Below are 15,183 nucleotides of genomic sequence, written 5' to 3'. Positions count from 1 at the left end.
CAATTGATTTAATGTCTTTTATTTTAAACAAGATGAAAACGAAAAAAGTGTCCGTAAAGGATTTATTGGAATCCGGAGAGTGTAACAAGGAAGTTGAAATTAGCGGTTGGGTAAGAACTAAGCGAGGTAATAAACAGGTGAATTTTATTGCTTTGAATGACGGGTCTACTATTAACAATATACAGGTTGTTGTTGAGACAGAGAATTTTTCGGAAGAGGTTTTAAAAAAGATTACGACGGGGGCTGCTATTCATGTGCAAGGGCTTTTGGTAGAAAGTAGCGGAAGCGGACAGGCACGGGAAATTCAGGCAAAAGTACTGGATGTTCTTGGGGAAGCGGATCCCGATAAATATCCGATTCAACCGAAAAAGCATTCTTTGGAATTTTTGCGGGAGGTTGCCCATCTTCGATTCCGTACGAATGTGTTCGGTGCGGTTTTTCGTATCAGACATGCGATGGCTTTTGCTATTCATCAATATTTTAATGAACACGGTTTCTATTATTTGCATACTCCATTGATTACAGCTTCGGATTGTGAGGGAGCCGGAGAAATGTTTCGTGTTACTACACTGGACCCGAAAAATCCGCCTTTGACAGAGAATGGAGAGGTTGATTATAAACAGGATTTTTTTGGCCGGGCAACAAATCTTACGGTGAGCGGGCAATTGGAAGGAGAGTTGGGAGCTATGGCATTGGGAAAGATTTATACGTTTGGTCCTACGTTCCGAGCTGAAAATTCAAATACAACGCGCCATTTGTCAGAATTTTGGATGATAGAACCGGAGATGGCGTTTTATGATCTGAATGACAATATGGATTTGGCGGAGGATTTTCTGAAATATCTGATTAAATATGCACTGGAGCATTGTATGGACGATTTGAAGTTTTTGAGTGCCCGTTTACAGGAAGAAGAAAAAACGAAGAAAGCGGAGGAGCGTTCCATGGAGTTGATAGAGAAGCTGAATTTTGTTTTAACACATGATTTTGAACGTTTGTCTTATACAGAAGCGATAGAGATATTAAAGAACAGCAAACAGAATAAAAGCGGTAAATTCCAATATCCGGTAACAGGCTGGGGGGTAGATTTGCAAAGTGAGCATGAGCGTTATTTGGTGGAAAAACATTTTAAGAAACCGGTTATCCTGACCGGTTATCCGAAGGAGATAAAGGCTTTTTATATGAAACAAAATCCCGATGGGAAAACCGTAGCGGCCATGGATGTTTTGTTCCCTCAAATCGGTGAGATTATCGGAGGTTCCCAGCGTGAAGAGGATTATGAGAAGTTGGTGAATCGTATGCGGGAAGTTGGAATACCAGTAGAAAGTATGTCTTATTATTTAGATACCCGTCGTTACGGTTCTGCCGTTCATAGCGGCTTCGGTTTAGGATTTGAGCGTTTGTTGTTGTTTGTTACGGGAATGGGAAATATTCGGGATGTGATACCTTTCCCCCGTACACCTAAGAATGCGGAATTTTAATAGTAATACATGGCGCTTAAGCAGCATTTACAACAGAAATTAGGTTTAAAGATTAACCCTCTTCAAATCCAGCTGATAAAGTTGCTTGAGCTTCCTACGTATCAGTTGGAGCAACGTATTAAGGAGGAGTTGGAGACGAATCCGTTATTGGAAGAAGGACGCGAGGAGGAAGATGAAACGGAAGAGTATAAAGAAGAGGATGTTTATGCAGAGGAGGATCGTAATGGAGAGGAGGAGATTCGAAAAGAAAATGATGATGATTTTTCTTTGGAAGATTATATGACGGATGATGACGATATTCCTGAGTATCGATTATCTGCTTCTAACGCTTCTCAGGATGATGATCCGAAAAATTTTACTTTTTCACAGAGTATCAGTTTCCATGAAAATCTGTCAAGCCAATTAGGCGTGAGGAATTTGACAGATATGCAACGAAAAATTGCGGAATATATTATCGGCAATATTGATGATGATGGTTATTTGCGGCGAGATATTGAGAATATTGTCGATGATTTGGCATTTGGAGCCGGAGTTGAAGTTACGGAAGAGGAGGTCGAATATTTACTGAAAATAATTCAGGAGTTTGAGCCGTTTGGCGTCGGTGCCCGTAATTTGCGAGAGTGTCTTTTATTGCAGATTGTGCATAAAAAAGGTATTATTTCGAATGATGTTTTAAGTCATGCTCGTTCTATATTAGAGGAATGTTTTGAGGAGTTTGCTAAGAAACATTATGAAAAAATAGCCCGACGCCTTCATTTGTCAGACGATGAGATGAGGGAAGCGATTCAGGAGATATTGAAATTGAATCCGAAACCAGGGGGGACGTTGTCCGGTAATTTATTAGAACAGACGTCGGAAAAAATTATTCCAGATTTTATCTTGGATTTGGTTGATGGGGAATTGCAATTGAGCTTGAATATGGGAGATATTCCGGAGTTAAGAATTAACAAGTCGTATTTAAATATTTTAGATGGTTATAAAAAGGGGGAATCAAGCAAGAACAAACGGGATGTACTTACTTTTATAAAGTATAAATTGAATTCGGCCCGCTCTTTTGTTGATGCCGTACGGCAGCGTAATAATACGTTGATGCTTACGATGACAGCTATTGTTCAGTTTCAGAAGCAATTTTTTCTGACGGGGGATGAAAATTTGCTTAAACCGATGATTTTGCGAGATATAGCTGATGTTACCGGGTTGGATGTTTCGACCGTGTCGAGAGTTTCAAGTTCTAAATACGTACAAACGTGGTTCGGAATATATGCGTTAAAAGATTTCTTTTCAGTCAGCATGCAGAATAGTTCCGGTGAGGAGATTAGTACCGGAGAGTTGCGGAATGTATTAAAAAATATCATCGCTGCGGAAGACAAAAAGAAACCTCTAACAGATGATGAATTAGTAGAACAAATGGAAAAACGGGGCTATCCCATTGCTCGACGTACGGTTGCCAAATATCGTCAAATGCTTGATATACCCGTAGCCCGTTTGAGACGAAAAGTGTAATTGAATTTGTATATTTACTCTCTACCGGAGGGCATTTTTAAAATCCATGTACCCTCGAATCCGGGGATTTTTAAAAATTCGGCACGTCTTTCGTAAGCTTTTGCTTCTGAAAAATGGTGTTCGATACTAATTCTTAGTCTTCCTTTGGTGTCAATGATTTGTGCCGGATAATTTTCAGCTTTTAATCCCTTTAATACTTTTTCTGCCCGTTGACGTTCATTGTTTCGGTAGCTGGCAATAATAATATGCCACTCCATACCTTGCTCTGATTGGGAATTTCTTAAAGATGAATTGTTGGATGTTGCATAAGAGTCTGACTCTGTTGTATTTGTAGTGTTCGTTTGAGTTGCTGTTTTTCCGGATTCTTCCGTATTACGGGCTACTTGAATTGTTGTCAAATGCTGAGGCGGAAGCGGATTATTTTTGCAACTAATCACACACAACATCACAATAAAACCGATTAATCCTATTTTTTGCATTTGCAGAGTCATTAAATTACTTCGTGCACAAAGATATATATTCAAATTTAATATTCTGATTTATAAAGCCATGTTTTTTCTTTCCCTTTTTCTTTGCGAATCTCTTTCAGTGCTTGCAAACCTTCTTTACGAGTCGGGAAACCGTCATAGGATACCAGATATAAATTTTCAAAATAAGTTATGATTTTAGAATCATATCCTTCTTTTTGCAGTTTGTTACATAGTTTGTCGGCATTTTCTTTGTACTCAAAACAGCCAGCAATTAAGAAATAGTTTTGGACTTCATGTCTTATAGGCTTCACCTCTTCTTTTATTTCGACAACAGGCTCGTCTTCAGGTAATGTATCTTTTTCAACAACAACAGGTGCTTCTACAAGCGGCAACGGTTGTTTTTTTTCTTTACATGAAATAATGATGCATAATAACGTGGTTAAAAGCCAGATAGAACTTGTTTTCATACTCAATGATATTTTAGGACGTTGTAATTAATTTTATATTTTACAAATTTAGAAAAAATATTATTTATTTTTATGTGGATAGATTAATTTTGCGTAGAAGTATTAAAAAATGATTATGAAGTACTTTTTAATTATTCTATTGGCCGTATTGTTTTTGATCGGTTGCCGGAGAAATGAAGAAAATACATTTGTTATAAAAACGAATGTGGGAGAAATTCATATTCGGCTTTATGATGTAACACCAGAGCATCGGGATAATTTTGTGAAATTGGTAAAGGAAAAATATTATGAAGGGATGTTGTTTCATCGGGTGATACCTGATTTTGTAATACAAACAGGTGATCCTGCATCTCGTAATGCCCGTTCTCAAATGATATTGGGTGCGGGAGATATTGGTTATAAGATTGACGCGGAGATTCGTCCGGAATTAATACATAAACGTGGGGTAATTGCTGCCGCCAGGGAAGGGGATAATGTAAATCCGGAACGGCGTTCTAGCGGTTCGCATTTTTATATAGTGCAAGGACATGTTTATCGTCCGGGAGAATTGGATTCAGTAGTGGAACAAATTAATTTTCGTCGGCAGCAGACACTTTTTGATAAAGTGAAACAGCAATATGAGGTTGAAATCAGGGCATATGAATCGGCAAAAGATTATGATGCTCTTATGGAATTGAATAAGAAAATATCGGAACAAGTAAGTGAACTTTTTGCCGGAGAGAAATTTATATTAACGGAGGAACAGAGAAAAAGCTATACAACGGAGGGTGGAATACCTTTTCTTGATGGAGCTTATACTATTTTCGGGGAAGTAACAAAGGGGATGGATGTGGTTGATAGAATTACGAAGTTGAAAACGGATGAAAATAATCGTCCGGAACGGGATGTAAAAATTATAGAAATTAAATAAGATGAAGAAGTTACTTTTTGTATGTTTATTTATGGGGGTATTTATTGGTCTTGTGAAAGCAGATAAATATCAATATGTAGTGTTAGAAACCAATCATGGAACCATTAAATTAAAGTTGTATGAAGATACTCCGATTCATGCAGAAAACTTTTTGAAATTAGTAAAAGAGAAGCACTATGATGGACTGTTATTTCATAGGGTTATAGAAGGATTTATGATACAAGGCGGTTCTTCGGATTCAAGAAATGCGGAAAAAGGCAAGATGTTGGGGATGGGAGATCCCGGCTATACGCTGGAGGCAGAATTTCGTCCCGGGCATTTTCATGAAAAAGGGGCATTGTGTGCGGCACGACAGGGAGACCAGGTTAATCCGGAGAAAAGGTCTTCCGGTGAACAATTTTATATCGTTCAGGGGAAAACCTATACTGATGCAGAACTGGATAATCTGGAACAAGGCAGGCTGATGAGTGCCAAAAACAGCTTAGGCATGAAATTGTTTCAGCCCAAACAAGCAGAAATGCAGCAATATATGGAAACGAATCAACGGGCGAAAGCGGACAGTTTGATTCGTTCTATACAAATGGAGATAGAAGCTCAATTTAAAGACTATACTGCCCATTTGATACCGGCTGAAAGAAGAGAAGTCTATAAAACAATGGGAGGTACGCCGTTCTTAGATGGAGAATACACCGTTTTCGGAGAGGTGGTGGAAGGATTAGATGTTATTGATAAAATAGCATCACAAAAAACCGGAAAAAATAATCGTCCCGAAGAAGATGTTATTATTTTGAAGGCAAAATTGACGAAAAAATAATTTGCTATCAAATTCCGGCAATTTTTTTGATTTCATTAAGTTTATTCAAGGCTTCAAGCGGAGTCAGGCTGTTGATGTCAAGTCCTGCTATTTCATCCCGGATTTGTAATAAAATGGGGTCGTCTAATTGGAAAAAGCTGAGTTGTAATCCTTCTCGCTCGGAAGCGATGTTTTCTACATTCTTTTGTATGGAACCGTTTTTATCCCGGTCGTTTTCCAATTGCTTCAAGATGTCAGTTGCCCTTTTTATCACGGATTGAGGTAAACCAGCCATTTTCCCTACCTGAATACCGAAAGAATGATTAGAACCTCCCTTTACCAGTTTTCTAAGAAAAACGACTTTATTATTTACTTCTTTTACCGATACGTTAAAGTTTTTAATTTTTTTGAAGGCATGTTCCATTTCATTCAATTCATGATAATGGGTTGCAAACAAAGTTTTGGCTTTGTACTTTGGATGTTCATGCAGAAATTCTACAATAGCCCACGCAATGGAAATGCCGTCATAGGTGGAAGTCCCTCGTCCTAATTCGTCAAACAGTACCAAACTACGGTTGGAAATATTATTGAGAATATTGGCTGCTTCATTCATTTCCACCATAAACGTGGATTCTCCTTGTGAAATATTGTCGGAAGCCCCGACGCGTGTAAATATTTTATCAATATACCCGATTTGGGCAGATTCAGCAGGGATGAAACAACCGGCTTGTGCCATAATGACAATTAATGCTGTCTGGCGCAGGAGAGCAGATTTTCCCGCCATATTGGGTCCGGTAATGATGATAATCTGCTGTGTTTGGTTATCCAGATAAATATCATTAGCGATATATTCTTCACCGGGAGGTAGCTGTTTTTCAATGACGGGATGCCGTCCTGCTTTAATTTCGAGGCAATCGGAATCATTAATTTCCGGACAGTTGTATTTATTGGCGATGGAAATTTCGGCAAAAGAAATCAAAGTGTCCAATGATGCGATAATTTTCGCGTCGGATTGTATTTGCCGGATATAAGAGGTTGCCTCCACTAATAAATTATTGTAAAGCTCCGTTTCAAGTTCTAAAATTCGGTCTTCCGCTCCGAGAATTTTATCTTCATACTCCTTTAATTCAGGTGTAATATAGCGTTCGGCGTTTACCAACGTTTGTTTGCGAATCCAGGTATCGGGTGCTTTGTCTTTATGGGCTTTAGTAACTTCTATATAATAACCGAAAACATTATTGGAATTGATTTTTAAAGAAGGGATACCGGTATTCTCTATTTCCCGTTGTAACATTTGATCAAGCAAATCTTTGCCATGGGCGGAGATATTGCGTAATTCATCTAATTCGGGGCATACGCCTTCTGCGATAACCCCGCCTTTATTGATCATATTGGGGGCGTTTTCCTGAATTTCCTGTTCAATCTTCTCGTATAACGCCTGACAAGCGTCTAATTGGTTTATTAATTGGGAAAGTACCGGATTATTGATCTTTGCACACTGTTGTTGTAATGTCGGGATACAACTTAATGCAATTTTTAATTGCACCATTTCACGGGGTGTAATGCGTCCCACGGCAATTTTAGATGCCAGTCGTTCAAGGTCTCCGATGTTTCGTAATAAAACCTCTATTTCGAGCCTTTCTGCTTCATTTTTGATGAAACAATCCGTAATTTGGAGGCGTTCATTGATTTTTTCCGGAGATTTCAGTGGCATACAAATCCAGCGGCGAAGTGTACGGCCTCCCATAGGGGTAATAGTTCGGTCAATAACATCAACCAACGACTTACCTTCTTCATAAGGAGATTGAAGCAATTCCAGATTGCGGAGCGTAAATTTATCCAAAAGCACACAACTCGATTCGTCTATTCTGGATATAGACGTAATATGTGAAATAAGGTCATGCTTGGTCAGCTCCAAATAACTGAGGATAGCTCCTGCGGAGGAAATACCGCAATTCATATTTTCAATACCGAACCCCTTTAGAGAAGAAACATCAAAATGTTTTTTCAATTTATCCTGAGCGGCATTCTTCTCAAAGAACCATTCTTCGATAGGATACATATAGAATTTGTTTCCGAACAACTCCTTAAACTGGTTTTCTTGTCCTTTGGCATAAACCACCTCTTTGGGCTGGAAGCTATTCAGTAACTTATCAATGACATTATGAGACCCTTCTGTTGTCAGAAATTCGCCGGTAGACAAATCCAGTAGGGACAAACCGACTTCCGTCTTTGTAAAAGAGACCGAGGCAAGAAAAACATTGCTTTTGGCATCTGTTGTATATTCACCGTAAGATACGCCGGGTGTAACCAGTTCAATGACACCTCGTTTTACGAGCTTATTTGTTTTCTTCGGGTCTTCTAGTTGCTCGCAGATGGCAACCCGTTGTCCGGCGCGAACCAATTTAGGTAAATACGTATCTAAAGCATGGTGAGGAAATCCTGCCAGCCGGGTATCTCCGGGAGAGCCGTGTGAACGCTTCGTAAGTGTAATGCCGAGAATTTGTGACGTAATGACAGCGTCCTCCCCGAAAGTCTCATAAAAATCCCCCATCCGGTACAACATAATAGCATCCGGATATTTGGCTTTCATAGAATAATATTGTTGCATCAAGGGAGTCTCTTCACTGTCTTTTTTGGCCATATTTCAACGTGTTTTGTTTACACACCAATCCTAAGGCAAATATAAATATTTTGTCGGAGAAAATTTAAAAGCTCATAAACATTGTTTAATTTTGTCCGTATGAACATAGAAGAATTACGGGAATATTGTCTTAGTCTGCCTCACGTAAAAGAGGATATGCCGTTTGATGAAGAGACCTTGGTATTTAAAGTCGGAGGAAAAATGTTCTGTTTTGCCTCATTGGAGGGAAATTTAAAAATGAATTTAAAATGTGACCCGGATGAGGCAATAGAAATGCGGGAAACATTTGTTTCGGTACTTCCCGGTTTTCACATGAACAAGAGACATTGGAACACCGTATTAATAGACGGGTCAGTCAGTGATAGTCTGTTAAAAGTATGGGTGTTAAACTCCTATAAATTGGTGATAGCCAAACTGACGAAAGCAGTAAGGGCAGAGTTGGGGCTGTAAATAGAAAATAAATATCACTATATGGAAAAAATTTCGGAAATATTGTCGTCTTATACCGTTTTGAATCTGGAAGATCGGATACAATTTGAGTTGGATGGAGTTGTCGAAAAAGAAGTGAAACAAGCCTATTGTATTGAAAACCTGGAATTCTGTGTTTCCTGTATGGATTATACGACTTTGAAAGCGACAGACACGGAAGATTCTGTAAAGGCTTTTGTTATTGATTTATTGAAGAAATTGAAAAAAGGGAACTTAAAAGAAGTCGCATCAGTTTGTGTTTACCCCAATTTTGCAGGAACAGTCCGGGAGGCATTAACAAATACGACAATAGCTACGACAGTTGTTGCAGGTGGATTTCCGGCTTCTCAAACCTTTGTAGAGCTTAAACTCTCGGAATGTAGAATGGCGATAGCTGCGGGAGCACAGGAAGTAGATGTTGTCATTTCTGTGGGAGATGTATTGGAAAAGAACTTTGAGAAAATTTATAAGGAATTGTCTGCCATACGGAATGTATGTGAAGGAGTACGCTTGAAAGTCATATTGGAAACCGGTGAATTAAAAAACATAGAGGACATTTTTTACGCTTCATTGGTAAGTATGTATGCCGGAGTTGATTTCATTAAAACATCGACTGGGAAAGTGCCTGTAAATGCGACGCCGGAAGCCGTGTATGCCATGTGTGAGGCGATAAAGCAATATCATGCGCGTACGGGTAAAAAAGTAGGTTTAAAAGTAGCGGGAGGTGTATCAAAGGCTGCGAATGCTTTGCGTTACCTGACGATAGTCAATCATATCCTGGGCCGCGAATGGCTGACCTCAAACTATTTCAGAATCGGTACCTCCCAGCTTTTGGATGATATTTTGAAAGAAATAAAATCCGTTAGGGAAAAAACGGATGAATAAAAAGCAAGGTTCATTAAAGTAATGTTCATAAAAAAACGAGGTTCATTGCGAACCTCGTTTCTTTTTATGAGAATTGAACCTGTTTTTATTTCAAAGCATGTCCACCAGCTTCTGCAGGCCAGTTGATGTTTTGATACATATTACTGGTGTTCAAATCCCGATCGGAAGATGCTGTCCGCAAATCGCTGATACCTAATGGATAGAGATAATAAGCCTCATGCCATGTGTAACCGTCACGCAATTCATTGGATGCTTCTAAGCTACGACTGTATGGACGAAGATATTTACCTAACTCTTTCTTAGATACGGTTGCATTATTACTACCGTTTGCAATAAAATGCACAGTATCTTGTTCATAAAATTTATACATATTATCCCAGAAATTACAGCCTTCAGGTACCCATTTGGTAGTGATCATTTTATCGAAAGAACGCCAACGAATTAAATCGGCAAAGCGTTGTCCTTCACTGAATAATTCATTAACACGTTCCCGACGGATATTGTACAATGTCGGACTAACCATTGCTGTTCCAGAATAAACAGCTAAGTCAAGTTCTTGAGATAAATCTGTAGCTGCGATAGTTGCATTGAAATCCGTGCTAACGCCGGCGCGTTCGCGTAAGGCACGCCAATAGGATGCAGCTGTTCCGTCAATACTTCCAGTTTTTTCGTAGCATGCTTCAATATAGTTCAGCATGGCTTCGGCAGACCGGAATATCGGGCAAGCATTGATACCTCTCAACTCATCATTGTTATACTGGTCATAATCGTAGGTAAAATATTTACGCGGTTGGTAACCGGTAATGCTTCGAATCTCTGCTAAAGCCTCGGTGATGCCCGGATTCCCGAATTCTGTCCCCCGTAGAGAATCTACTACGATCGGATCAGTATAAAGTACATTGCTTTCTCCCCATACAAACAATTGCAAACGTTCATCACGGTTAGCTTTTGTATCATCCAATGTAACATCTTCCTGATAATCTGCATCAGCATAAATCGGTAAACCGCTTTTCATTAAGAATGATTGAATGAAACTACGGGTATAACCGTCATTACAACCGGACATTGTACGTCTTGGTACATCGTGGGTGATACTTTGTCCTCGGCTATATTGTTTCCACAATAAAACTTCGGGAACGCCTGCCAATGAACTTTGGCTGTACATTTCGAAATAGGGATTCCAGCCGGCGATTGTTCCGACTTGGGGTTGCATGATACCATTATTCTGTGTCAGTGTAATATCTCCAATCTGTCTGGCTGCGTTCATTGCTTCTGTCAGGAAGAAATCAATTTCGCTGTCGATATTGAAACTTTTACCACTGTTGTAAGGCATTTGAGCTCCCGGCCAATTGGCATCGCCCGGTACACGTCCGGAACCTTTGTGGTACTTTTCAAACGTAGCCTCAAACAAAGCAACCCGGGATTTAAATAACAAAGCAGCTTCCTTGTTTAAACGTTGTCCGTTAAACATGCTACGGTTGGCTAGATTGGCGATAGCCTTATCCAAATCTTGCAGAATAAAACGAGCCACTTCGTTACGTGGTGCACGCTGGCTGTTAGCCACCAACACATCGTTTTTATCCTCCAATACTTCCGTTACAATTGGTAAATCACCGTACAATGCCAGCATACGGAAATAAGTTATAGCGCGAAAGAAATATCCTTCTCCGATATAATTCTTTATCAATTCCGTGGAGCCACTGATATTTCCGGCTTCAAAACCGCTTGTTGCTTTTTCCAGGAAATAATTGCAAATACGAACATTTCCATAATATCCCTGAAGTGCTTTGTCGGAACTTACTTCCCAATGATCATTGGAAAATAAAGTGGTATTTCCGCCTCCGACACACATAATATCGGTATTTCCGTCTGATTGTGCCATTCCATCGTTATAATTTGATGCATGGAACATTGAACCAGAATAAGGAGCAGCCAAAAATGAATTGTAATAGTTATTCAGATAGGCACCCAATTGATCTGCCGAAGAATAATAAGATTCAGGAGTAATCTGGTTGACAGGTTCCAAATCAAGCATGTCGTTACAGGACGAAGTAACCATACTTGCCGTCCCGATCAATATGCCGATTCCTAAATTTTTTATATTGAACTTCATAATATTTCTCTATTTAATTAAATTAAAAACTCAGATTCAATCCTAAAGAAATCACCCGTTGCAACGGATAGGTTTTACCGGAACCCCAATCTCCGCCTAATACTTCAGGATCGAACACTTTCGACATTTTTGTAATCGTAAAGGCGTTATCACAAGATACATAGATTCTGCAATTGCTTAAGCCTACATGACTAAGAACGGATTGTGGGAGGCTGTATCCTAACTGTATGTTTTTACAACGGATGTAAGAAGCATCCTGCAAATAACGGGTTTGAGACTGTTGATTCTTATTAATACCGAAATAAGGTTTTGCGTAATAAGCATTGCGGTTATCTTCCCGCCAGTAATCCATGTGTTCTTTGAATACGGCAGCTTGCCACATACCGACACCTGCACCCCAAAAATAAGGCTCTCCGGCTCCGAACATCCAGTCACGTTTCATTACGCCTTGGAAGAAAACGGAGAAATCAAATCCTTTCCAGGAAGCATCCAAATTCAAACCGACACGGTAACGCGGTGTAGAGTTACCGATACGTTTCAAGTCGCCGTGATCTCCCAATGTACTGGCTCCGGCATTAACAACACCGTCTCCATTTAAGTCTTTGTACATAATATCACCGGCGCTCCAGTTGCTACCCCAGTTCGGCTTATTGTTTGCCTGCCAGTTTGCCATTTCTTCATCAGATTGGGCGATACCCTTTGTTGTATAACCCCAGATTTCATTCAGGTATTTACCATTGTAGTAACCGGAATAACTTTGATTTTCGAAAGCCCCGTCATACGGATAACTCAAAATCTTAGAACGGCTGTCTGAAATATTGAAACGGGCGCCATAGCTAAACTCATTGATTCGGTCGCGCCAGCTGATTTCCAATTCCCAACCGCGTGAACGCATATCGCAGTTATTAGTTTTTGGGGCATTGGTTCCTAATACAGAGCCTAATACGGGAGCCGGTCCGATCATGTCTTTCGTCGTACGGGTAAACCAGTCGAATGTACCGGTCAAACGGTTATTGAAGGCAGACCAATCCAAACCTATATCCCAAGTCTCTACGGTTTCCCAAGTCATCGTAGAGTTTACAATTCCGGGAAGGCTGGCGGTATTCTGTTTTTTACCGTCGATCAACCAACCGCTGTTGGCGGAAGAAATTGCTTGTTGTTGGTAGAAAGGATACCAATCCCAAAAGCTATTGTAATTTGAACTGGTATTACCCAATTGACCCCAGGAGCCGCGAACTTTCAATGTACTGATACTATTGCTCAAACTACCGAAAAAGTCTTCACGTGCAATATTCCAGCCTAAAGAAGCAGAGGGGAACCATGCCCAACGGTTGTCGCTTAAGAAACGGGAAGAACCGTCATAACGAATATTGAACTCTGCCAGATATTTGGCATCATAGTCATAGTTCAAACGGGCAAAATAACCGGCGGTTGCACGTCTCCAATATGAATCGCTGACAAAGTGTCTTTCCTGTGTTTGGCTTAGATAGGGTTTGTCTTCCGTTGTTAAGCTATAACCTTCTCCGTATAAAGCATCTTGATTATAACGTTCATAATTCAAACCGACCAGTACTTTTCCGTTGTGCTTGCCAAAACTGCGGGTATAATCCGTATAGATATTGGTTGCATAATAGTTTTGACGGAATCGGTTGTCATATACATTAGTTACTGTACCGTAATCGGAATCGCGTAACATCGGATTTCCTGCGACGTCGTAGTTGTAAATAGGAATCTGACTTTGATACGTTTTTTCATTGGCGACCCGGATGGCTCCTTCTGCGTAGATATTCCATCCTGCTAACGGAGTGAAAATAAATTTCAACTGTTGTGTAAACCAATCCTTGTTCGTTTTGTATTTACCTCCGTTTTCCAACTCTTCGATTTCCATTTCTGCCATCCAGTGACCGTTGGGATCTACTACCGGACAAGTGGGCCAGCGACGAGCGATATTGTGGAAGAAATGGCCATCCATATATTGGGGTTTTGAATAATCGGTACGTGTCCATTTGGTGGAATATTCCATACGGGCCCAGGAAGCTAATTCTGCGCCGATTTTTCCGTTAATAGTGTAACGGTCTAACTCATCATGTCCGTGGCGGATCAAACCATTCTGTTGCAAATAACCTCCGCTGAAAGACCAGCTGACTTTCTCGGTCCCTCCGCTCAAGCTCAAATTGTGCTGTGTTGAAGGTACACCTTTCTTGTAATGTTCTTTAAACCAATCCGTATTGGCGAAGGCGCTGGTATAATTACTCCATTTACCATTGCTGGCTGCGATTGTTCCGTAATATTCCGGTTGAGTTGGATCCGTATACTCTCCACGTTGGAATTTTAAGATTCTTTCCATCGTTTCCTCATTGAATTGGGCACCTCCGTTTACATTATACTGTGCAGCATTAAAGAAAGTAGCAAATTTATAGGAATCCACCATCTCCGGAACTTGTGTCGCTGTACTGAAACGTACGTCACCGGAGTAAGTTACCCTTACTTTACCGGACTTACCGCTCTTCGTTGTCACCAAAATTACACCAAATGCGGCACGTGCACCGTAAATAGAAGCTGAAGCAGCATCTTTCAATACGGATACGGACTCAATATCATTGGGGTTCAGAGAACTTAAATCGCCTTCGATACCGTCAATCAATACCAACGGATTATCTACCGAACCGTCACCGATAGAACCTGTACCACGGATGTTAAGATTCATGGTAGCATCCAACTGCCCGCCGGCATTTGTCGTACTGAGGTTCAATCCTGGGATGGCTCCTTGCAAAGCCTGGCTTACGTTAGCCACCGGACGGGATTCGATAACATCCGAACCGACCATACTTACGGCTCCCGTTACGTTCACTTTCTTTTGTGTACCGTAACCTACCACAACCACTTCGTCCAACGTTTGGTTGTCCGCTTTCAGTACAATGGTAAGAGGAGTACCCGTCCAGGTTACCTCTTGAGTCACATAACCGATAAAGGAAACGATAATCGTACTTCCTACCGGCACATTGTTTAATGTGAAATCACCGTCAATACCGGTAGTCGTTCCGTTGATGCTGGAACTCATACTTTCTTTCACTACCACAGATGCCCCGACAATAGTCTCTCCAGTAGCATCCTTCACTACGCCGGTACATGCCCCTGCTTTTTGTTCCGCAAAGGTACTCGACGTCCTCTTTCCTGCAAATGCGTGGTTACCCACACATAAGAAAAAAGAGAAAAGTAGCATTGCTGCTAATCCTAAGTGTTTTGTCATAATTAAAATGTTTAAAATTAAGTATTTATATAAATAAAGGTCACTTATTCACCTCTCCTGTTATGGAGTTGGAATAAATTTCCTGTTATTTTAAAATTTACTCTTATTTTCTTGGCTTATATCAGATGCCTACTAAGCATGTATCACATTACGCAAACGTTTGAATATAAGAGGCTAAAAAAATAATTAAAAAAATTAATCA

General features: G+C 40.2%; 11 protein-coding genes. 6 read left to right on the top strand and 5 right to left on the bottom strand.

Going from position 1 to position 15,183, the window contains the following annotated elements; translation table 11 throughout:
- The first annotated feature begins 32 nt into the window (after positions 1–32).
- Together asnS and rpoN are read left to right on the top strand one after the other, a co-directional pair.
- On the top strand, positions 33–1,478 hold the full coding sequence (gene asnS / locus NFR61_RS04870; protein WP_251621185.1) for an asparagine--tRNA ligase: 1,446 nt from the start codon (positions 33–35) through the stop codon (positions 1,476–1,478).
- A 9-nt stretch (positions 1,479–1,487) separates the two neighbouring features.
- On the top strand, positions 1,488–2,981 hold the full coding sequence (gene rpoN, locus NFR61_RS04865; RefSeq protein WP_251621181.1) for an RNA polymerase factor sigma-54: 1,494 nt from the start codon (positions 1,488–1,490) through the stop codon (positions 2,979–2,981).
- A gap of 14 nt (positions 2,982–2,995) precedes the next feature.
- On the opposite strand, the gene NFR61_RS04860 is transcribed toward rpoN, so the two are convergent.
- A complete protein-coding gene (locus tag NFR61_RS04860) occupies positions 2,996–3,460 on the bottom strand; it encodes a hypothetical protein (protein ID WP_251621179.1) in 465 nt (154 codons plus the stop codon).
- 47 nt (positions 3,461–3,507) lie between these two features.
- A complete protein-coding gene (locus NFR61_RS04855) occupies positions 3,508–3,918 on the bottom strand; it encodes an SPOR domain-containing protein (protein ID WP_251621177.1) in 411 nt (136 codons plus the stop codon).
- A 115-nt stretch (positions 3,919–4,033) separates the two neighbouring features.
- Between NFR61_RS04855 and NFR61_RS04850 the strand changes: the two genes are divergently transcribed.
- Positions 4,034–4,828 (top strand): peptidylprolyl isomerase, encoded by a 795-nt coding sequence (locus NFR61_RS04850; RefSeq protein WP_251621176.1) that lies wholly within the window; start codon positions 4,034–4,036, stop codon positions 4,826–4,828.
- A 1-nt stretch (position 4,829) separates the two neighbouring features.
- Positions 4,830–5,642: a peptidylprolyl isomerase gene (locus NFR61_RS04845; protein ID WP_251621175.1), complete on the top strand. Its 813-nt coding sequence runs from the start codon at positions 4,830–4,832 to the stop codon at positions 5,640–5,642.
- A gap of 7 nt (positions 5,643–5,649) precedes the next feature.
- Here NFR61_RS04845 and mutS read toward each other — a convergent pair whose 3' ends face one another.
- Positions 5,650–8,265 carry a DNA mismatch repair protein MutS gene (gene mutS / locus NFR61_RS04840; protein ID WP_251621174.1) on the bottom strand — a complete coding sequence of 872 codons (2,616 nt, stop codon included), beginning with the start codon at positions 8,263–8,265 and terminating at the stop codon, positions 5,650–5,652.
- Positions 8,266–8,364: 99 nt separating this feature from the next.
- Between mutS and NFR61_RS04835 the strand changes: the two genes are divergently transcribed.
- Together NFR61_RS04835 and deoC are read left to right on the top strand one after the other, a co-directional pair.
- A complete protein-coding gene (locus NFR61_RS04835) occupies positions 8,365–8,715 on the top strand; it encodes an MmcQ/YjbR family DNA-binding protein (RefSeq protein ID WP_251621165.1) in 351 nt (116 codons plus the stop codon).
- 21 nt (positions 8,716–8,736) lie between these two features.
- Positions 8,737–9,618, top strand: coding sequence for a deoxyribose-phosphate aldolase (gene deoC, locus NFR61_RS04830; protein WP_251621164.1), 882 nt, complete (start codon positions 8,737–8,739; stop codon positions 9,616–9,618).
- 85 nt (positions 9,619–9,703) lie between these two features.
- On the opposite strand, the gene NFR61_RS04825 is transcribed toward deoC, so the two are convergent.
- Together NFR61_RS04825 and NFR61_RS04820 are read right to left on the bottom strand one after the other, a co-directional pair.
- A complete protein-coding gene (locus tag NFR61_RS04825) occupies positions 9,704–11,731 on the bottom strand; it encodes a RagB/SusD family nutrient uptake outer membrane protein (RefSeq protein WP_251621163.1) in 2,028 nt (675 codons plus the stop codon).
- A 22-nt stretch (positions 11,732–11,753) separates the two neighbouring features.
- Positions 11,754–14,981 carry a SusC/RagA family TonB-linked outer membrane protein gene (locus NFR61_RS04820; RefSeq protein WP_251621161.1) on the bottom strand — a complete coding sequence of 1,076 codons (3,228 nt, stop codon included), beginning with the start codon at positions 14,979–14,981 and terminating at the stop codon, positions 11,754–11,756.
- Positions 14,982–15,183 lie beyond the last annotated feature (202 nt).

This window comes from Odoribacter lunatus (assembly GCF_943193135.1).
GTDB lineage: Bacteria > Bacteroidota > Bacteroidia > Bacteroidales > Marinifilaceae > Culturomica > Culturomica lunata.
Note: the sequence above shows the minus strand (reverse complement) of the source record. Positions and strands in the feature narration are given on the sequence as shown.

Coding starts and splice junctions, on each gene's coding strand:
- asnS (WP_251621185.1), top strand. CDS start 33: ATGAAAACGAAAAAAGTGTCCGTAAAGGATTTATTGGAATCCGGAGAG.
- rpoN (WP_251621181.1), top strand. CDS start 1,488: ATGGCGCTTAAGCAGCATTTACAACAGAAATTAGGTTTAAAGATTAAC.
- NFR61_RS04860 (WP_251621179.1), bottom strand. CDS start 3,460: ATGCAAAAAATAGGATTAATCGGTTTTATTGTGATGTTGTGTGTGATT.
- NFR61_RS04855 (WP_251621177.1), bottom strand. CDS start 3,918: ATGAAAACAAGTTCTATCTGGCTTTTAACCACGTTATTATGCATCATT.
- NFR61_RS04850 (WP_251621176.1), top strand. CDS start 4,034: ATGAAGTACTTTTTAATTATTCTATTGGCCGTATTGTTTTTGATCGGT.
- NFR61_RS04845 (WP_251621175.1), top strand. CDS start 4,830: ATGAAGAAGTTACTTTTTGTATGTTTATTTATGGGGGTATTTATTGGT.
- mutS (WP_251621174.1), bottom strand. CDS start 8,265: ATGGCCAAAAAAGACAGTGAAGAGACTCCCTTGATGCAACAATATTAT.
- NFR61_RS04835 (WP_251621165.1), top strand. CDS start 8,365: ATGAACATAGAAGAATTACGGGAATATTGTCTTAGTCTGCCTCACGTA.
- deoC (WP_251621164.1), top strand. CDS start 8,737: ATGGAAAAAATTTCGGAAATATTGTCGTCTTATACCGTTTTGAATCTG.
- NFR61_RS04825 (WP_251621163.1), bottom strand. CDS start 11,731: ATGAAGTTCAATATAAAAAATTTAGGAATCGGCATATTGATCGGGACG.
- NFR61_RS04820 (WP_251621161.1), bottom strand. CDS start 14,981: ATGACAAAACACTTAGGATTAGCAGCAATGCTACTTTTCTCTTTTTTC.